Origin of the sequence: Microbispora bryophytorum (assembly GCF_006874465.1) — a bacterium.
In the GTDB taxonomy this organism is placed as follows: Bacteria; Actinomycetota; Actinomycetes; order Streptosporangiales; family Streptosporangiaceae; genus Microbispora; species Microbispora bryophytorum.
On sequence record NZ_VIRL01000006.1, the window covers coordinates 207075 to 225496 of the forward strand.

General features: G+C 71.9%; 23 protein-coding genes. 15 read left to right on the forward strand and 8 right to left on the reverse strand.

The window, feature by feature from the left end; genetic code table 11:
- Positions 1–3 precede the first annotated feature (3 nt).
- The 4 genes from FLX07_RS14645 to FLX07_RS14660 all read right to left on the reverse strand — a co-directional run bounded on the left by FLX07_RS14645 (position 4) and on the right by FLX07_RS14660 (position 3997).
- A complete protein-coding gene (locus FLX07_RS14645; RefSeq protein WP_142571321.1) occupies positions 4–1632 on the reverse strand; it encodes a hypothetical protein in 1629 nt (542 codons plus the stop codon).
- A 47-nt stretch (positions 1633–1679) separates the two neighbouring features.
- Complete coding sequence (locus tag FLX07_RS14650; protein WP_142571322.1) at positions 1680–2456, reverse strand: class I SAM-dependent methyltransferase; 777 nt, start codon at positions 2454–2456, stop codon at positions 1680–1682.
- 147 nt (positions 2457–2603) lie between these two features.
- Positions 2604–3704 (reverse strand): ABC transporter substrate-binding protein, encoded by a 1101-nt coding sequence (locus FLX07_RS14655; RefSeq protein WP_142571323.1) that lies wholly within the window; start codon positions 3702–3704, stop codon positions 2604–2606.
- Between the two features lie 86 nt (positions 3705–3790).
- Entirely contained in the window at positions 3791–3997 is a 207-nt protein-coding gene (locus tag FLX07_RS14660; protein WP_229689749.1) for a putative acetyltransferase, read from the reverse strand.
- A gap of 125 nt (positions 3998–4122) precedes the next feature.
- On the opposite strand from FLX07_RS14660, the gene fdxA reads away from it, so the two are divergent.
- The 7 genes from fdxA (at position 4123) to FLX07_RS14695 (ending at position 9677) form a co-directional block, all read left to right on the forward strand.
- Positions 4123–4449 (forward strand): ferredoxin, encoded by a 327-nt coding sequence (gene fdxA, locus FLX07_RS14665; RefSeq protein ID WP_030507471.1) that lies wholly within the window; start codon positions 4123–4125, stop codon positions 4447–4449.
- A 44-nt stretch (positions 4450–4493) separates the two neighbouring features.
- Positions 4494–5573, forward strand: coding sequence for a succinyldiaminopimelate transaminase (gene dapC / locus FLX07_RS14670; RefSeq protein WP_142571325.1), 1080 nt, complete (start codon positions 4494–4496; stop codon positions 5571–5573).
- 11 nt (positions 5574–5584) lie between these two features.
- A complete protein-coding gene (locus FLX07_RS14675; protein ID WP_142571326.1) occupies positions 5585–6217 on the forward strand; it encodes a DUF4178 domain-containing protein in 633 nt (210 codons plus the stop codon).
- 57 nt (positions 6218–6274) lie between these two features.
- A complete protein-coding gene (locus FLX07_RS14680; RefSeq protein WP_223853233.1) occupies positions 6275–7039 on the forward strand; it encodes a hypothetical protein in 765 nt (254 codons plus the stop codon).
- A gap of 24 nt (positions 7040–7063) precedes the next feature.
- Positions 7064–8119, forward strand: coding sequence for a succinyl-diaminopimelate desuccinylase (dapE, locus tag FLX07_RS14685; protein WP_142571328.1), 1056 nt, complete (start codon positions 7064–7066; stop codon positions 8117–8119).
- Positions 8120–8342: 223 nt separating this feature from the next.
- Complete coding sequence (locus FLX07_RS14690; protein WP_142571329.1) at positions 8343–9089, forward strand: LOG family protein; 747 nt, start codon at positions 8343–8345, stop codon at positions 9087–9089.
- Between the two features lie 9 nt (positions 9090–9098).
- On the forward strand, positions 9099–9677 hold the full coding sequence (locus tag FLX07_RS14695) for an LOG family protein (RefSeq protein ID WP_142571330.1): 579 nt from the start codon (positions 9099–9101) through the stop codon (positions 9675–9677).
- 7 nt (positions 9678–9684) lie between these two features.
- On the opposite strand, the gene FLX07_RS37025 is transcribed toward FLX07_RS14695, so the two are convergent.
- Positions 9685–9957: a hypothetical protein gene (locus tag FLX07_RS37025; protein WP_191052451.1), complete on the reverse strand. Its 273-nt coding sequence runs from the start codon at positions 9955–9957 to the stop codon at positions 9685–9687.
- A gap of 43 nt (positions 9958–10000) precedes the next feature.
- On the opposite strand from FLX07_RS37025, the gene FLX07_RS14705 reads away from it, so the two are divergent.
- Positions 10001–10459 (forward strand): hypothetical protein, encoded by a 459-nt coding sequence (locus tag FLX07_RS14705; protein WP_142571331.1) that lies wholly within the window; start codon positions 10001–10003, stop codon positions 10457–10459.
- 7 nt (positions 10460–10466) lie between these two features.
- Complete coding sequence (locus FLX07_RS14710) at positions 10467–11081, forward strand: DNA-3-methyladenine glycosylase I (protein ID WP_142571332.1); 615 nt, start codon at positions 10467–10469, stop codon at positions 11079–11081.
- Here FLX07_RS14710 and FLX07_RS14715 read toward each other — a convergent pair.
- Together FLX07_RS14715 and FLX07_RS14720 are read right to left on the reverse strand one after the other, a co-directional pair.
- Entirely contained in the window at positions 11047–11826 is a 780-nt protein-coding gene (locus FLX07_RS14715; RefSeq protein WP_142571333.1) for an enoyl-CoA hydratase-related protein, read from the reverse strand. The two genes, FLX07_RS14710 and FLX07_RS14715, sit on opposite strands and share 35 nt — an antisense overlap.
- A gap of 15 nt (positions 11827–11841) precedes the next feature.
- A complete protein-coding gene (locus FLX07_RS14720) occupies positions 11842–12663 on the reverse strand; it encodes a PaaX family transcriptional regulator (RefSeq protein ID WP_223853174.1) in 822 nt (273 codons plus the stop codon).
- A 126-nt stretch (positions 12664–12789) separates the two neighbouring features.
- Here FLX07_RS14720 and FLX07_RS14725 point away from each other — a divergent pair, with 126 nt between their 5' ends.
- Together FLX07_RS14725 and FLX07_RS14730 are read left to right on the forward strand one after the other, a co-directional pair.
- On the forward strand, positions 12790–12957 hold the full coding sequence (locus tag FLX07_RS14725) for a DUF3117 domain-containing protein (RefSeq protein ID WP_082777371.1): 168 nt from the start codon (positions 12790–12792) through the stop codon (positions 12955–12957).
- 77 nt (positions 12958–13034) lie between these two features.
- Positions 13035–14567: a leucyl aminopeptidase gene (locus FLX07_RS14730; protein WP_373292552.1), complete on the forward strand. Its 1533-nt coding sequence runs from the start codon at positions 13035–13037 to the stop codon at positions 14565–14567.
- A 30-nt stretch (positions 14568–14597) separates the two neighbouring features.
- Here the strand turns inward: FLX07_RS14730 and FLX07_RS14735 are convergent, their stop codons facing one another.
- Positions 14598–15227 carry an O-methyltransferase gene (locus tag FLX07_RS14735; protein ID WP_142571335.1) on the reverse strand — a complete coding sequence of 210 codons (630 nt, stop codon included), beginning with the start codon at positions 15225–15227 and terminating at the stop codon, positions 14598–14600.
- Between the two features lie 185 nt (positions 15228–15412).
- Between FLX07_RS14735 and sigE the strand changes: the two genes are divergently transcribed.
- From sigE to FLX07_RS14755, 4 genes are all read left to right on the forward strand, one after another.
- Positions 15413–16021, forward strand: a complete 609-nt coding sequence (gene sigE, locus FLX07_RS14740; RefSeq protein ID WP_142571438.1) for an RNA polymerase sigma factor SigE — start codon at positions 15413–15415, stop codon at positions 16019–16021.
- Positions 16018–16581 (forward strand): anti-sigma factor family protein, encoded by a 564-nt coding sequence (locus FLX07_RS14745; RefSeq protein WP_142571336.1) that lies wholly within the window; start codon positions 16018–16020, stop codon positions 16579–16581. Before sigE ends, FLX07_RS14745 begins: the two co-directional genes overlap by 4 nt.
- Before the next feature lie 106 nt (positions 16582–16687).
- Positions 16688–17977 (forward strand): S1C family serine protease, encoded by a 1290-nt coding sequence (locus FLX07_RS14750; protein ID WP_142571337.1) that lies wholly within the window; start codon positions 16688–16690, stop codon positions 17975–17977.
- A 79-nt stretch (positions 17978–18056) separates the two neighbouring features.
- The gene (locus tag FLX07_RS14755) at positions 18057–18404 is read left to right on the forward strand and encodes a sec-independent translocase (protein ID WP_142571338.1); all 348 of its coding nucleotides are present in this window, start codon (positions 18057–18059) and stop codon (positions 18402–18404) included.
- The last annotated feature ends 18 nt before the right edge of the window (positions 18405–18422 follow it).

Here is an 18422-nt window from a genome sequence, read left to right on the forward strand (position 1 = left end):
CGGCTATCCCAGCAGGGTCAGCAGGTCGCGGTCCCCGCGTTCTCGCAGCCGCGCGAGGAGTTCGGGCCGTCCGGCGGGTGCGGTGAGGCCGACGCGCGCCGCGATCACCCGCGCGGCCTGCTCGGTCGTGCCGCTCGGCGCGGTGTAGCCCACCAGGCGCAGCGCGCGGCTCGTCTGGTCGCCGCCGTTCGCCGCCGGCAGGTGCCGTACGCGCAGCATGCCCTCCTCGGACAGGGTCAGGAAGATGTGGCTGCCCTCCTCGGCCGAGACCTCGCCGAGAATCCGCTGGAGGGAGCCCAGGACCGGCCGCGCGTGCCAGGACAGGCCGACCTCCCCGGCCGCGCTGCGCACCGTGCGGTCCTCGCCCGGCGCCAGATGGACGTACGCCGCGAACCCGCTCGGCAGCGGCACCTCGCTGCCGTGGAGGTGGTCGCCGGAGACGTCGACCCTGAGCCACCACCGGCCGTCCGGCTGCCGGAAGCACCGCCGGGTCAGCGCGACGTCCTTGAGCCCGCCCTGCTGCCCGCCCTGCTGCCGGTCCTGCTGCCGGTCGGGGTCGACCTGGGACGCCTTCTGAGCGCGCAGTTGCGGCACGCTCTCCAGCCATTGCCTGGCGACGTCGGGACGGACGCCGAGAGAGCCGATCATCTCCAGCGCCTGGGGAACGGTCGGCGGGCGCTCGGCCGAGGCGATCAGGCTCCGCGTGCTCTCCCGCAGTTCCTCGATGTCGCCGGCCACGATCCAGTCGCCGGAGAGGCGGTATCCGGGGAGCGTGGCGAGCACGAACCGCCAGGCGGGCAGCTCCAGCGAGCGCAGTTCGCGCTCGTGCCACTCGGCCGCCGTGACGAACCGCTGCTCGGGGACCGCGACTCCGAAGGTGTCGGTGAGCCAGGCCAGATGCTCGTTGTACGGCTTCGCCTCCGGAAGCGCGAGCCAGCGGGACAGCCGGTCGCGCAGGGCCGCATCGAGGTCGTGGATGACGTCGGGAGGGACGGCGAGCAGCCTGGCCAGCTGCTCGGGATCGGACGGCTCGCCGGCGAAGACCCGGTTCTGCGCCACCATCCAGGTCTGGTCGTCGAGGTCGCCGAACGCCGCGTCGATCAACTCGGGGATGTCCGGGTCCTGCTCCGGCACCTCTTCCTCCGCTGCCTGTTCGTCCGGGGGATCCTCGACCGGCACGGAGATCGGCGCGGAGACCTGCCGGGCCCCCTCCGGGGACATCCGTAAGAACACGGCGCTGAACAGAGCGGTCAGCACGGGGCGGGCCCTGATGAACGGCTGGTCGGCCAGTTCCCGGCCGGACAGCGCGAGCAGGCCGGGCCACGACCCCGCCCGGTCGAGCGCGATCGCGACCTGGGGGTCGTCGGCGTCGTCGGGGTCCAGCACGTGCAGCGCGGGCAGCACGTCGCCGACGGCCGCCGCCGGCCAGTGGTCGACCGCGAGCTCGGTGAGCAGGTCGCCCAGCGCCTCGGCGTCCAGGACGGCGAGCACCCTGTGCAGGGGCAGCGTCCGCCACCAGGCGTCCGGCAGGCCGGGCCGGTCGGCCAGGGCCGTGATGCGGGCAGCGTCACTCCAGCGCAGCGGTGGCACGAGGTCACTCAGGCAGAAGTTCATGCGTTCCCCATCACTCACGAAGACCAGTCCATAGTCTGGCAAATTGCCCCGTCGTGGTGGAGATGTCAGTGACGTTCTGCGGCGAAACGGAGGCGGACGTAGTCGGCCATCCAGCCGGTCTCCCTGCGCAGCGCGGGGGCGGCCAGTTCGTTGACCCGGCGCAGCAGCGGCTCCACGGCCGCCGGGGGGACCCGGTCGAGCAGCGAGCCGGCGAACGTCCGGACCCAGTCGGCCGCGCCGTTGGGGCACTCGTCGAGCGGGGTGGGACGGTCGAAGTACTCCAGCAGCCGGACCGTGAACCCGCCCTTCTCCAGGCGGTGGGCGTACTCACCGGGGCTGGGGAAATACCACGGCAGCTCGGGCTCGGGCAGGCCGTACTCGCGCCAGGCGGTGAGCACGGCGGAGGTCAGGGTCGCGCAGTTGCCCGCGCCGCCCATCTCGGCGACGAACCGGCCGCCGGGCCGCAGCGCCTCCCGCACGCAGTCGATCACGGCGTCGGGGTCGCGGCTCATCCAGTGCAGCGCGGCGTTCGAGAAGACCGCGTCGTACCTCTGGGCGACGGTGAAGTCGTAACCGTCGCCCACGGTGAAGTCGAGGCCGGGATGGTGCGCGATGGCCTGCTCGATCATGGAGTGGGAGCCGTCGATGCCCAGCACGTGGGCGCCGCGCCTGGCGATGTCGGCGGTGAGCACGCCGGTGCCGCACCCGAGGTCGAGCACGCGCTCACCAGGGCGCGGGTCGAGCAGTTCCACCAGCGGCGCGCCCTGAGCCGAGACGTAGCCGAAGGAGCTGTCGTAGGCGCGAGCGTTCCATCGGGTGAGACTGGGAGTTTCGTACCTCAAGATCGGCTCGCATTCTGACACGTGGTGCCCGGTGCCGGGATTGCCGCAATCTCATGCCGACTTGTGAGACTGCTGTGATAACGACACACTTTACGGCTTCCGCCGCCCCCGCGAGATCGGGGGACGATCGGGGGACGATCGGGGGACTCAGCCGACCATCCGGCCCCAGTGCGCGGTCACGTATGACTTGGCCTGATCCTGCTCGGGGATGTTCAGGATCACCGGGTCGCCGGACGCCTCCGGCAGCCTGGCGGCGGCGTCCGCGTCCAGCGTGTCGCGCATCTCCATGGCCTCCATCCGGGCGGGGCGCGCGTACGCCTTGAGGAAGAGGTTCTGGCCCTCGTCGGACAGCAGGAACTCCTCCCACAGCCGGGCGGCGGCCGGGTGCGGCGCGTCGGCGCTGATGGCCTGCATGTAGTAGGAGGCGAACACCTCGTTCTTCGGGATCGTCACCCGCCAGGACGCCGCGCCCTGGCCGGAGGCGGCCCGCGCCGCGTTCATGTAGTCCCAGTCCACCACCGCGGCCGCCTGGTCGGGCCGGCCGAGCATGCCGCCCTTCTTCAGCCGCGCGAACAGGTCCACGCCCCGCGCCGCGTCCGGCAGTCCGCTGCCGAGCGAGGCGGCCATCACGGCGCCGAACGCGGAGGCCGTCTGCCGCGGGTCGCCCGGCAGGGCCACGATCGTCCCCGGCCTGACCAGCGCGCCGTACGACGCGGGGGCGGGGACCTTCCTCGGGTCGTAGCCGATCGACATGTATCCGCCGTAGGCGGCGAACCAGCGTCCTCGCTGCTCCTTGGCCTCATCGGGGATGTCCGCCCAGCCGGTCACGCGGTAGGGCGCGAACAGCTTGGCGTTGGCGACCGCGACCTCCAGGGCGAGGTCGAACACGTCCGGCGCCTGGTTCGTCCCCTTCAGGCGGGCCGCGGTGTCGATCTCCTGCTTGCTGCTCGCCTCCGGCACGATCGAGGTCACCTTGATGCCGTACTTGTCGGAGAAGCGGGCGAGGATCTCCTTGTAACCGACCCAGCCGCCCGGCAGGCCCACGACCGTGAGCGCGCCCTCCTTCTTGGCCGCCTCGACGAGCCTGTCCATGGTGCCGAACCCGGACTCCAGGCTGTCGGCCCGGGGGTTCAGGGGCGGCAGCGGCTTGTCCGGCGAGGACGGCGACGACGGCTTCGAGCACGCGGAGGCCGCGAAGAGGAGGACGACCGCCGAGGAGATCGTCACGGCGCAGGCACGTATGGTCACGCCGCGTATGCTCCCCGCGCGACGGTGGTCGTTCGCCTCGGCACGCTGAGGTATTACCGAGTCGGCGTCCGCACCAGGTGCGGGGATTACCGGGCGGGCGGCGCGGGCGGCACGACCTTGGCCGCGGCCAGAGTGTCCTCGGCGATCTCCACGAGGCTTCCGTCCCTCTTGCGCACGGTGAGCACTCCGTCGCGCCAGGATTCCAACACGCCGACGGCGTCCCGGTGCCCGCCGGGCGCCCTGCGCCGCGTCGTCACCCGTTTGCCCACGTCGGCGGGGCTGATGGCGATCACGAGACGGGCTCCGAGCCGAGGGGCCACGACGATTGCCCCCCTCCTGTTCCGGCTAGTCGGCAGGCACCGCAATACTAGGGGCTAGCAACCCGCGGTCGAGCCGTGCAACCCAGAAGGAGCCCGAGGTGACGTACGTCATCGCGCAGCCTTGCGTGGACGTCCTGGACAAGGCGTGCATCGAGGAGTGCCCCGTCGATTGCATCTACGAGGGCGAACGCATGCTCTACATCCACCCCGACGAGTGCGTGGACTGCGGTGCGTGCGAGCCGGTGTGCCCCGTAGAGGCGATCTTCTATGAGGATGACCTTCCCGAGCAGTGGAAGGACTTCTACAAGGCCAACGTCGACTTCTTCGAGGAGCTGGGCTCGCCCGGCGGCGCCTCGAAGGTCGGAAAGATCAACAAGGACCACCCGCTCGTCGCGGCGCTCCCGCCGCAGGGCGAGGACCACTGACCGACGCCTGACCGGCGCCGTCCGTGACGACTGGGGGATTTTCTTTGCTTGCGTTGCCGGACTTCCCATGGGATCGGCTCGTGCCCTATCAGGACCTGGCGCGGGCGCATCCCGGCGGGATGGTCGACCTGTCGGTCGGCACGCCGGTCGACCCGGTGCCCCCGGTCGCTCGCGAGGCGCTCGCCGCCGCCGCCGACAGCCCCGGCTATCCCCTGACGTACGGCACGCCGCGGCTGCGTGAGGCGGCCGCGGGCTGGCTGCGGCGGCGGCACGGAGTCACGGTCGACCCCGCCGACGTGCTGCCGACCATCGGCTCCAAGGAGCTGGTGGCCTGGCTGCCGACGCTGCTCGGCGTGCGGCCCGGCGAGCGCGTGGTCTTCCCCGAGCTCGCCTATCCCACGTACGACGTGGGGGCGAGGCTGGCCGGGGCCGAGCCCTACGCGACCGACGGGCTCCTCGCGCTGGGCCCCGAGCGGGTGCCCCTCGTCTGGGTGAACTCGCCGTCCAACCCCACCGGGCGCGTCCTGCCCGCCGAGCACCTGCGCAAGGTCGTCGCGTGGGCGCGCGAGCGCGGCGCGGTCGTCGCGTCCGACGAGTGCTACATCGAGCTGGGCTGGGAGGAGCACCCGGTCTCCGTCCTCCATCCGGACGTGTGCGAGGGCTCCCACGAGAACCTGCTCGCGGTCCACTCGCTGTCGAAGCGGTCGAACTTCGCCGGATACCGCGCCGGCTTCGTCGCCGGCGACCCCCGGCTCGTACGGCGGCTGCTGGAGGTGCGCAAGCACGCCGGCATGATGATGCCCGCCCCGGTCCAGGCCGCGACGGCGGCCGTGCTCGACGACGACGCCCACGCCGACGAGCAGCGGGAGCGGTACGCCCGGCGCAGGGCGGTGCTGCGGCCCGCGCTGGAGCGGGCCGGCTGGCGGGTCGAGCACTCGGCCGCCGGGCTCTACCTGTGGGCCACCGACGGCACCGGCTGCTGGGACCAGGTGCGTGCCCTGGCCGAGAGAGGCATCCTCGTCGCGCCGGGTGAGTTCTACGGCGGCGCCGGGCGCGGCCACGTCCGCATCGCCATCACCGCCACGGACGAGCGCGTCGATGCGGCGGTGAGCCGCCTCCAGTAGGATCGCCCGCCATGACGACAGCGATCGTGATCGTGCTGGGCCTCGCCACGGTCGTCGTCGTGCTGGGCGCGATCGCCGCGGCCCGGCGCGCGCGTGCGCGTGAGCCGGTCCGCACGCCGCCCGCCGCTCCGGGGGAGTCGCCGGCGCGTGATCCCGAGGCCGATCCCGACTTCTTCGACCCGCGCACGATCAGGGTGGGGGACACCGTCTACGTGGAGGCCGCCCGCTACCGGGCCGTCGGCGCCCTGCACTGCACGATGCAGGGCGAGAAGTGGACGGAGTATCTGCTGGACGAGGGCGCCCGGCGCTACAACTGGCTGTCGGTCGAGGAACGGCCGGGCGAGGAGGGCGAGCCCCTTCACCTGGAGGTCCTGTTGTGGACCGACGTGCCGGCCCAGGGCATGGTGCCGGCCAGGCACATGCTGATCGTGGACGGGCTGGAGTTCTATCCAATCGAGCGCGGCACGGCCGCATTCCGCTCCGAAGGGACCACCGGGCTGCCCGAGCGCGGCCTGCTCGACTTCGCCGACTATCGGGGTGACGGCCGCCTGCTGTCGTTCCAGCGCGTGCAGGGCGGGCAGTGGGAGGCCTCCTACGCGCGGCCGCTCACTCCGGGTTCCATTCGGGTGGATCGGCTTCCCTGATCACACGGGTAGGTTCTGCTTGTGGAACGGCGCCTTACCAAACCTGTCGTGACCGTCATGGTCATCGTCGTCCTGCTGGGCGCGGCCATTTTCTACGGCGCCTATCACCTGCTGAAGCGGACCCAGCCGTTCGCGCTGGGCGAACACTGCATGATCAAAACCTCTGACGGGACGCTTGACCTCGACATCGAGCAGGCCCAGATGGCCGCGACCATCGCCGCCGTCGCGGCGCGGCGCAAGCTGCCCGAGCGCGCCCTCCAGATCGCCTACGTCACGGCGATCCAGGAGTCCAAGCTGGCCAACCTGCCCTACGGCGACCGCGACTCGGTGGGCGTCTTCCAGCAGCGGCCCTCGCAGGGCTGGGGGACGGCCGAGCAGTTGCAGGACCCGGTCTACGCGGCGCGGAAGTTCTTCGCCGCCCTGGAGAAGGTCAAGCATTACCGGACCCTGCCGCTGCACGAGGCGGCCCAGGCCGTGCAGCGCTCCGCCGACGGCTCGGCCTACGCCGAGCACGAGTACAACGCCAAGATCCTTTCGGCGGCGTTCGCCGGGCGTGTGCCCCAGGCCGTGCACTGCTGGTACCCGCCGTCCGACAAGCCGGTCGAGCCGCAGACCGAGACCGCGCGCAAGCAGCTCGTGCGTGCCCTCGGCACGGACGACGCGCCCAAGCGCGGCTGGCTGGTCGCCGCCTGGTACGTCACCCACGCGCAGAAGTACGGCCTGCGCCAGGTGCGCTTCGAGGGCGTCACCTGGACGGCCGCCAGCGGCCACGACGGCTGGCGCAAGACCACCAAGCCCGTCGCCACCGTGCAGGTCGCGTGAACCCGTGGATTAGGGTCGGATGGCATGCGGCTTGACCTTGCCCAGGACGTGGGCGCGCTGACGGCGCAACTGGTGGACATCGAATCGGTGAGCGGCGCGGAGAAGGCGCTGGCCGACGCCGTCGAGGAGGCGCTCGATCCGCTGCCGCACCTGACGGTGCTGCGGGACGGCGACGCGGTGGTGGCGCGGACCGACCTCGGCCGGGCCGAGCGCGTGGTGATCGCCGGCCACATCGACACGGTCCCGGTGGCCGGCAACCTGCCCAGCAGGGTCGAGGACGGCGTGCTGTACGGCTGCGGGACGTCCGACATGAAGAGCGGCGTGGCCGTCCAGCTCAAGCTCTGCCTGCTGACCGAGCCTAACCGCGACCTGACCTTCGTCTTCTACGACTGCGAGGAGATCGAGGCCGAGCGGAGCGGTTTGCTGCGGCTCACCCGCACCCATCCCGAATGGATCACGGGTGACTTCGCGGTCGTGATGGAGCCGACCGACGGGCTGATCGAGGGCGGCTGCCAGGGCACGCTGCGCGCCGAGATCACGGTGAAGGGCGTGCGCGCGCACAGCGCCCGGTCGTGGGAGGGCGTCAACGCCATCCACGGCATCGCGCCGGTCCTGGAGACCCTCGGCCGCTACGAGGCGCGGCGCCCGGTGGTGGACGGCCTCCGGTTCCGCGAGGGGCTCAACGCGGTGGGCGTACGCGGCGGGGTGGCCGGGAACGTGATCCCGGACGAGTGCGTCGTGACCGTGAACTACCGCTTCGCCCCCGACCGTACGCTGGAGGAGGCGTTCGCCCACGTCCAGGAGGTCTTCGACGGCTTCGACGTGCGGCTCACCGACGGAGTGCCGGGGGCGCGGCCGGGGCTGACCCACCCCGTCGCCGCGGCGTTCGCCGCCGCGATCGGCGGCACGCCCCGGGCCAAGCTCGGCTGGACCGACGTCGCGCGGTTCTCGGCCCTCGGGATGCCCGCGGTCAACTGCGGCCCGGGCAACCCCGACATCGCCCACACGGCGGGGGAGAACGTGAGCCTGGCCAAGATCGCCGGGAGCGAGCGCCGGATGACGGCCTGGCTGGCGGAATAGTCCCTACATAGAAGAAAGTGGCTTTCCTCGCCGGCCATTTGGCGGGGAAAGCCACTTTCGTCCCGAGCAGCACCCTCGTTGCTTAGACGGAGCCTCGGCGACGACGGGTTCCGTACCTCCGAGGATCTTTTCAAGATTCTTCCGGGAGCGGCCTCGGCCGGTCCATCCCGGGCAGTGCGAGCGTGTTGCACCGTTCCCGATCCCTACCGTTAGCGTGACCGTCATGAACCACACCCGACCCGAACGCCGGCAGGGTCCGTCGCTGGTCCGCGGCGGACTCGTCCCCGAATCCACCCACGACCAGCGCCTGCTCGACCGTCGCGGCCCCACCGGCTGGCTGCACGAGGATCCCTGGCGAGTCCTGCGCATCCAGTCGGAGTTCGTCGAGGGCTTCGGCGCCCTCGCCGACCTTCCTCCGGCGGTGACCGTCTTCGGCTCGGCCCGCACCGACCCCGACAGCCCCGACTACGAACTCGGGGTGAAGGTCGGTGCGGCGCTCGCCAAGGCGGGCTACGCGGTGATCACCGGCGGCGGCCCCGGGGTGATGGAGGCGGCGAACAAGGGCGCGCTCGAAGCCGGCGGAGTTTCGGTCGGCCTCGGTATCGAGCTGCCGCACGAACAGCGCCTCAACGACTACGTGGACCTCGGCGTCGAGTTCCGCTACTTCTTCGTCCGCAAGACGATGTTCGTCAAGTACGCCAGCGGGTTCCTGGCCCTGCCCGGCGGGTTCGGAACGCTCGACGAGCTGTTCGAGGCGCTGACCCTGGTGCAGACGCGGAAGGTCACCTCGTTCCCGGTGATCATGATGGGTGTCTCGTTCTGGTCGCCGCTGATCGACTGGATCCGCGACACGCTGCTGGCCGGCGGGAAGATCTCGCCGCAGGACGTCGGGCTGGTCTCGCTCACCGACGACCCCGACGAGGCCGTGCGCCTCATCGTCGAGGCCGACCGGCGCTCCGCCACTCAGTAGGGTTGCCACGTGTTCGTCTGTGTGTACTGCTCGTCCAGTCAGAAGATCGACCGTAAGTACATCGACCTCGCCCGGGAGGTGGGCGCCGGGCTGGCCCTGCGCGGCCACGGCCTCGTGAGCGGAGGCGCCATCGTCTCCTGCATGGGCGAGGTCGCCCGAGCCGTCCGCGACGGCGGCGGCCACACGGTCGGGGTGATCCCCCAGGCCCTCGTCGACATCGAGATCGCCGACACCGACTCCGACGAGCTGATCGTCACCGCCGACATGCGCGAGCGCAAAGGAATCATGGACGCCAGGTCCGACGCGTTCCTCGTGCTTCCGGGCGGCATCGGCACCATGGAGGAACTGTTCGAGATCTGGACCTCCCGGGTGCTGGGCATGCACGAGCGGCCGCTGGTCGTCCTCGACCCGTGGGGGCTGTACGGGCCGCTGCGCGACCTGGTCGACGGCATGTACGAGCAGGGCTTCACGCGGCCCAACGTGTTCGACGCGATCTCCTGGGCGACCACGGTGGAGGAGGCGCTCGACCTGCTGGAGCAGCCCACGCACCTGCTCAGCCCCTCGGTCGGGGAGCTCGGCGAGGGCTAGAAGGCCCTCAGGCCAGGCCGCGCCGGGTCAGGGCGGGGGGCCGGCGGCCCAGCAGGGCCTCGGTCATGTCGAGGGCCTGCCGCACGTCGTGGGATGTCCGGAAGACGCTCGCGCCCACCCAGGCGTAGGCCGCGGCGGCCGCGATCGCCTCGGTCTCCTCGCCCGGGAGCGTCACCACGACGGTGTGTCCGGCCCGGGCCAGCGCGGACGCCTCCGGCAGCGAGGCGGCCTCGATCCAGCCGGACTCGATCTCGTCGCCGGGCCCGATCACGTGCGTCATGCTTCCATGCTCGCACGGAGAAGAGTTGTGGCACGATTCGTATGTGCTGGTCGTACTCGTCATCGCCGGACTCGTTGTGATCGCCTGCGTGGTCATGGTCTCGCTTGGGCACGGCGGCGAGATGGCGGAGTTCCCCCCTGACGTCCCGCCGCTCGAACTGCCCGCGGCCGGCCAGATGGCCCCCGCCGACCTGATCGCGCTTCAGCTTCCGATCGGTCTCGTGGGTTACAGCACCCAGGCGGTGGACGAGACGCTGCACCGCGTCTCGGTCGCGCTCGGGGAGCGCGACACCCGCATCGCGGTGCTGGAGCAGCGCGTGAGCGAGTTATCGTACGCGCGGCTGCAGGCCCGCGAGGAGACGAAGCGGGCCGAAACCGCCGAACCGTCCGAAAAGGCGGAACCGAAGCAGGCTGAGGACGCCGGGCGTGAGCCGGAAGTGCCCACGGGGGCGGCCCGCGAGGGCCGGGACGGCGACCTCGCCGACGCGGAAGAGGCATGGTGACGGTGCGATGACCGGATACGACGGGCTGGTCCGCTGCGGCTGGGCGGGCACGACGCCCGACTACGTCGCCTACCACGACGAGGAGTGGGGCCGTCCGGTCCACGGCGACGATCTCGTCTTCGAGCGGGTCACCCTGGAGGCGTTCCAGTCCGGTCTGTCGTGGCTGACGATCCTGCGCAAACGCGAGAACTTCCGGAAGGCGTTCGCCGGGTTCTCGATCCCGGCGGTGGCGGTCTTCGACGAAGGCGACGTGGAGCGGCTGCTCGGCGACGCGGGCATCGTACGCAACCGCGCCAAGATCGAGGCGACCGTCGCGAACGCCCGCGCCGCCCTTGAGACACCGGGCGGTCTGTCGGCGCTGGTGTGGAAGTACGCCGAGGAGCCCGGCAGGGTCCCGGCCACTCTCGCCGACATCCCGGCCCGCACCGCCGGTTCCACGGCGCTAGCCAAGGAGCTCAAGAAGCACGGCTTCCGCTTCGTCGGCCCCACCACGGCGTACGCCCTGATGCAGGCCATCGGCCTGGTCAACGACCACGTGGCCGACTGCCACGTCCGTGAGGCCGTCACCGCGCAGGTCGCCGAAGCGCCTACCGGCCTTCGAAGCGGGGCCTCTCCTTGTTGAGGAACGCCTTGGTCGCCGCCGCGTGGTCGGCGGTGGCCGCGCACTCGTCCTGAAGCTCCGCCTCCCGCTCCAGCGCCTCGGCGAGGGAGGACGCCGCCGCGTGGTCCAGCGCCGCCTTGGTCGCGGCGTACGCCCGGGTGGGCCCCTGCGCGAGCCGTACGGCGAGGTCGCGGGCGGCTGACGCCAGCCGGTCGGCCGGGACCACCTGCCCGACCAGGCCGAGCTCCAAGGCCCTGGTCGCGTTCACGACGTCGCCGAGCAGCAGCATCTCCCGGGCGCGCGCGGGACCGACGAGCCGCTGGAGGGTCCACGACGCGCCGGAGTCGGGCGCGAGCCCGATCCCGGTGAAGGCCATGGAGAACTTCGCGGTTTCGGCGGCGACGCGGAAGTCGCACGCGAACGCCAGCGAGGCCCCCGCCCCCGCGGCCACCCCGTTCACGGCGGCCACGACGGGCTTGCCCATCGAGGCGACGGCCAGCACGACCGGGTTGTAGTGCTCGCGCACGGTGTTGGCCAGGCCGAGGCCCCGGTCGAGGTTGTCGGCGTGCTCGCGCAGGTCCTGTCCCGCGCAGAAGGCCCGGCCCGCGCCGGTCAGGAGCACGGCCCGCACCGACGCGTCGCCGGCGGCGCGTCGCACGGCCGTGAGCAGGGCGGTCTTCATCGCGACGGTCAGCGAGTTCATCGCGTCGGGGCGGTTCAGCGTGATCGTGGCGACGGCTTCGTCGACGTCATACGTCACGGTCATCTCGGGCGGCTCCATTCAGGTCGTCAGATTGCGCTCGACAAACGCGGCGGCGGCGGGCAGCAGCCGGGCGGCCTCCTGCTCGAAGAAGGTGCGGGCCTTCTCCCCCGGCCAGCCCGGCGGCAGCAGCTCGGCGGGCAGCCCGGGGTCGCGGAACAGGAAGTTGCGCCAGCCGTGCACCAATCTGCTGCGGATCGCGAACACCCGGTCGTCCGGGGCGTCCTCCGGCAGCGAGCCCACCAGGTCCGCGGCGCTGGCCAGCCAATCCTCATACGCGCTGCCGATGCCGTCCAGGTCCCACGCGCGCGCGAGCAGGTCCCGCGGGTCGCCCTCGTACGCGGCGTCGAACCGGTGGCCGGGGACCCGCAGCGCGTCGAGCTCGGGCGAGGGACGCGGGCCGATCCAGGTCGTCTCCGACAGCGGGGCGTACCCGAGGAAGGCGAGGTCGGCACGCAGCCGTTCGCGCCGTGCCCGGTCCCTGACCGGTTCGAGCACCAGGACGTGCCAGCGGCCGCTCCACGGCGCGGCGCCCCGCCGGTAGACGCGGACCGCCGTCTCGTCGAGTCTGCGCTCGCACTTCGGCGTGACCGCGTACCCGGGCCCCTGCGGTAGCCGTACGGGGTCGAGCCAGCCCTGCCTGACCATGCGCGATATCGCGGTCCTGACCGCCGGCGCCGCGATGTCGAGCGGCGAGAGCAGCCTCACGAGCGCGGCCACCGAGGCACGGCTGCCACGAGTGCGAAGGTGGTCCCCAAAGAGGTCGAAAAGCGCGGCTCGGGCGTTCACCCCACCCAGTGTGGGGTCACGTCCGGTCCGCCCACAACGCGTGCCCCGTCGCATTGATCCACTGACCGGAGCCGGGCCGTTACCTTTTTGAGCTCGGAGGCGGGATAATAGAACATCACAGAAACGTGAATACGCCGGTTACCCTCTGGGGCGGCCGACAACGCGGGAAGGGATACACGCATGGCGGCGATGAAGCCACGGACCGGTGACGGTCCGCTGGAGGTCACCAAGGAAGGACGGGGCATCGTCATGCGGGTCCCTCTCGAAGGTGGCGGCCGACTCGTCGTGGAGCTGTCCGCGGACGAGGCCGGCGCCCTCGGTGACGCGCTCAAGAAGGTGGTCGGCTGATCCGTCGGCCGACCTGTTCGATTCACGGCCCTGGCGGCGGGAGATCCCGCCCCGGGGCCGCCCTGTTGGAGGTGGACGTGCCCATCGAGACCACGCCGGTCCTCGCCGATGCTCACAGCGCTCACCGCGCTCACGGCGCTCAGAGCCCCCAGAGCGCGCACGGCGCTCAGGGCACTCACGGCGCTTATGGTGCCGGGCCCGCGCCGGACGCCGACCTGGTGGCCGTGCCTTTCGGCCCCGGACCGACGGCCCCTGCCCCGGCGCCCTGGCTGGAGTCTCCCGTGCCGGTGGACGCGCTGCTGGCGCACTACGAGGCCAAGGGGGAGCCCGGCGAGGTCGTGGAGGTGCCCACCGTCCGGGACGGCGGCGGCGTGCGGCGCGTCCTGTTCTACGGCGTCGGCGACGGCTCGGCCGCCGCGCTGCGCAAGGCCGGGGCGGCCGTCGCGAGGCGGGCCAAGGGCAGGGCGTCCCTGTCGGTCGTCGTCCCGTCCGAGGGGGATGTGGCCGCCCTGGCCGAGGGCGCGCTGCTCGCGGCGTACGCGTTCACCGTGGGCAACGGCCGCTCGAAGCCGGTCGGGGAGATCGTCTTCGTCGGCGGGGACGAGCGGGACCTGAAGCGCGGCGAGGCGGTCGCGCGGGCCGCAGCGCTCGCCCGTGACCTCGTCAACACCCCCTCCTCCGTGAAGACGCCCGCCTGGCTCGCCGAGCAGGCCAAGGCGGTCGCCGCCGGCTCCGGGCTCGACGTACGCGTGTGGGAGGAGTCCGAGCTCGGCGAGTTCGGCGGCATCCGGGCGGTCGGCCAGGGGTCGATCAGCCCGCCGTGCCTGGTCCAGCTCTCCTACACGCCGGACAACCCGCGCGCCCACGTGGTGCTCGTCGGCAAGGGCATCACGTTCGACACCGGCGGCCTTTCCCTGAAGCCCACCGAGGGCATGAAGGCGATGAAGACCGACATGGCGGGCGGGGCCGCCGTCATCGCCGCGATGAGCGCGCTGGCGGCCTTCGATGCGCCGGTGCGGGTCACCGGGCTCGTGGCGTGCGCGGAGAACTCCATCTCCGGCTCGGCGCAGCGGCCCGGGGACGTCATCACCCAGTACGGCGGGCGCACGGTGGAGGTGCTGAACACCGACGCGGAGGGCCGTCTCGTGCTGGCCGACGCGCTGGCGTACGCCCACGCCGAACTGGACCCGGACGTCGTGATCGACGTCGCCACGCTGACCGGCGCGGCCAAGGTAGCGCTCGGCGTGAACCTGGGCGCGCTCTACGCCACCGACGAGTCGCTGGCCGCGGACCTGGTGGCCGCCGGAGAGGCGGGCGGGGAGCGGCTGTGGCGGATGCCGCTCGTCGAGGACTACCGCGCGATGCTCGACTCCGACGTGGCCGACCTGGCCAACGTCGACAGGAGGATGTCGGGCGCGGCGGGGTCGATCGCCGCCGCCCTGTTCCTGCGGGAGTTCACCGGCGGGCGGCCCTGGGCGCACCTGGACATCGCGGGGCCCGCGCGGGCCGCCTCCGACGAGGGCGAGATCACCAAGGGCGGCACCGGCTTCGGTGTCCGCCTGCTCCTGCGCTACCTCACCACCGCTTCACGGGCCCGCACGACGACCTGAGAGGCGGAGCGGTCCCGCGGCGGGCGCCGGTCAGTCGAGTCTGACGGCGGCCAGCAGCCCGGAGCCGAGCGGCAGCATCAGGGGACGCAGCCGTTCGTCGTTCCTCGCGAGCTTGCCCAGCTCCCGGATCGCGACCGTGTCCGGGTCGCGCCGGGTGGGGTCGGCCACCTGGTCGTCGCAGAAGGCGTCGGCGAAGACGACGACCCCGCCCCGGCGCAGGAGCCGTACCGACTCGTTGAGGTAGTCGATGTACTCCTGCTTGGCCGCGTCGCAGAAGACCATGTCGTAGCCGCCGTCGGCGAGGCGGGGAAGGACGTCGAGCGCGCGGCCGCCGATCAGGCGGATGCGGCTGCCGGAGAACCCCGCCTCCGCGAACGTCTGCCGAGCCATGCGCTGATGTTCCGGCTCCACGTCCACGCTCGTGAGCGTGCCGTCCGGGCGCATGCCGCGCAGCAGCCACAGGCCGGAGACCCCGCATCCGGTGCCGACCTCCACCACCGAGCGCGCGTTCACCACGGTGGCGAGGAAGCAGAGCGCCGCTCCGCACCCGGGCAGGATCGGGCGCGCCCCGACCTCGATGCCACGCCGGCGTGCGGTCCGCAGGATGTCGTCCTCCGGGACGAACTCCTCCGCGTACTCCAGGCTGGCCGGTGTCGCCATCGGCCTCTCCCTCCCCTGCTTCATCTTGGACGCAGCCTAGGGGAGTCGGACCGGAACGGGAACTCACGCCACAACGGGGACGTTGCACGCTTTGAACGGTCTTTGTTCGAGACCGCTCGGCTCGCGGTGCGCAGGAAGGGGCGAAACCAGGCACTATGGCTGTAGCGACGATCCTGCAGAGAGGAATGCCGGTGGACGAGCACGACCACCAGGCGGAGACTTCGGTGTCCGACTGGACGCCTCCCACCTGGGAGGAGGTCGTCCGAACTCATTCCGCTCGGGTCTACCGGCTGGCCTATCGGCTCACGGGTAACGTCCACGACGCCGAGGACCTCACTCAGGAAGTCTTCGTCCGGGTCTTCCGGTCCCTGTCGAGCTACACCCCGGGCACGTTCGAGGGGTGGCTGCACCGGATCACGACGAACCTCTTCCTCGACATGGCGCGGCGCAGGCAGCGCATCCGCTTCGAGGGGCTGGCGGACGACGCCGCGGAGCGGCTGCGCGGCCGCGAGCCGTCCCCGGCGCAGGCGTACGACGACGCACACCTGGAGCCCGACATCCAGGCCGCGCTCGACGCCCTGGCTCCGGAGTTCCGGGCGGCCGTGGTGCTGTGCGACATCGAGGGACTGTCCTACGAGGAGATCGCCGCGACACTCGGCGTGAAACTCGGCACGGTGCGCAGCCGCATCCACCGCGGGCGCGCCCAACTGCGGGAGGCACTCGACCACCGGGCGCCCTCCGCGAACCGGAACGGCGATCAAACCCCCCCTTCAATCAGCAGGGAGGGACTGTGAGTCATCTTGACGAGCGCGTCTCCGCGCTCATCGACGGCGAACTCAGTCACAACGAGCGGGAACGCGCGCTCGCGCACCTGACCTTCTGCGCGGACTGTCGCGCGGAGGTCGACGCGATGCGCGCGCTGAAGTCCCGCCTGCGGTCCATGGATCCGCCCGCCATGCCGGCGGACCTCACCATGTCGCTGCTGCGCATGGCGGAGCCTGGAGGGCCGTTGCCGCCGCGGATGCGGCCCTTTCCCGACCATCCGGCCTTCGGCACCGGGCGACTGCCCGGCATGCACGCCGCCGGGCCCATGGACAACCGGCCCCGGGGCCGGGACGAGGGACGATCGAGGCCGGGGCGGCCCGGTAGGGCCAGACGAGCGGGATACGTCGCCGTGGGAATGGCCGGCGCCGCCGTCGCCCTCGGCACCATGCTCATGGCCGGGGGATCCACGGCCACCCCGAACCCGACACCCGGCCAGATGTTCGTACAGCATCCCGCCCAGAACAGGGCGCCCGTGGTGAGCGTGTCGCCCACCCCGTCACCCAGCGTCACCGGGGGGCTTTCGCGCTGATTCGGGGAATCGGCATACGATCGGACACCACAGCCGACGTGTGCCGCGTTCCTCGTTACCGCGGCTGCTCAGCGGATGACGCCGTGTGCGAGGAGTGACTGCCGCGATGACCGACGAAACGCGTCCGTACGGCGCGTCGGACCGGCCCGAGTTCCTTCCCGCGGGCGAGGAGCCGCAGGGCCCTGCGGACGGCCCTCCGCCCTCCACCGACGCGTACGGCATGGGCCCCGGATGGGCTCCGCCGCCGTTGTATCCCGTCGTGCCGCAGCGGGAGCCGCGCGGCCCGAACATCGCGCTGTTCGCCGCCCTGGCCGTGGTCATCGCGCTCGTGGCGGGCGGGCTGGCGAGCTGGGGCACGTTCCTGCTGACGCGTCCCTCCTCCGGCATCGACCCCGGATACGCGCTGAGCACCCCGTCGAAGCAGCCCACGGCCCGGCCGCCCGAGTCGGTGGCCGGGGTGGCCGCCAAGGTCCTGCCCAGCGTGGTCTCGCTGGAGGTCAAGGGCAACAGCGAGGCCGGCACCGGGTCGGGCTTCGTCATCAAGGGCGGCTACATCATCACGAACAACCACGTCGTGGCCGTCGCGGGACAGGCCGGGCAGATCCGCATCCGCTACAACGACCGCACCTCCTCGGGGGCGCGCGTCGTCGGCCGCGACCCCAACTCCGACATCGCGATCGTCAAGCCGGACGGGACCGTCAGGGCGCCGGAGCTGCCCCTCGGCAACTCCGACGGCGTGGTCGTCGGCGACCCCGTCATCGCGGTCGGCTCGCCCCTCGGCCTGTCCGGCACGGTCACCACCGGCATCGTCAGCTCGCTCAACCGGCCCGTCGAGGCGGGCGGCAGCACCGGGTCCGACTACGCGCTCATCAACGCGATCCAGACGGACGCCGCCATCAACCCCGGCAACTCGGGCGGCCCCCTGGTCAACGCCGCGGGCGAGGTGATCGGGGTGAACTCGGCGATCGCCACCGTCGGCGGGTCCCTGCTCGGCGAGCAGTCCGGCAGCATCGGCCTCGGCTTCGCGATCCCCGTGAACCAGGCGCGCCGCATCGCGAAGGAGCTCATCACCACGGGAACGGCCCGCACCTCCAGGATCGGCATCACGATCGACCAGAGCTACCAGGGCCAGGGGGTGCGGATCGCCACCCAGACCGAGGGCGGCACCGTGCCGGTCACGCCGGGGGGCCCGGCCGCGAAGGCGGGCCTGCACGCGGGAGACGTCATCCTGGAGGTCGACGGCCAGGCCGTGAGCGACAGCCGGGAGCTGATCGTCACCATCCGCAGCAAGGCCCCCGGCGACCAGGTGCGGATCAGGTTCCGGCACGACGGCGAGGTGCGGACGGCCACGGTCACGGTCGGCGCGGCTCCCGCCCCCAGCGCGCGGCCCTCATGAAGGAGGGCGTCCCCTGTCCACAGCTCGGGGCGCGGGCATTAGTCTGAGTTCAGCGTCACACGTGCAGGAGGAGATCGCCATGTTCGGACTCGGCTGGGGGGAGGCCCTGGCGCTGGTGGTGATCGCCCTGCTCGTCTTCGGACCGGAGAAGCTGCCTCAGGCGGCCTCGCAGGCGGGCCGCACGCTGCGGCAGCTCCGGCAGATGGCCAACAACGCGAAGGCGGACCTGCAGGCCAACATGGGGCCCGAGTTCGCCAACTTCGACCCGGCCGATCTCAACCCCAAGAACTTCGTGCGCAAGCACCTGCTCGAGGACATCGAGAACGACTGGAACAACAGCCCGGACACGACGGCCGAGCCGGTCGCCGCCCCCACGCCGGAGCTGGGCGTGGGGGAGATCCCGCCGTACGACAACGAGGCGACCTGACCCGCTCTGGGTCGTGCC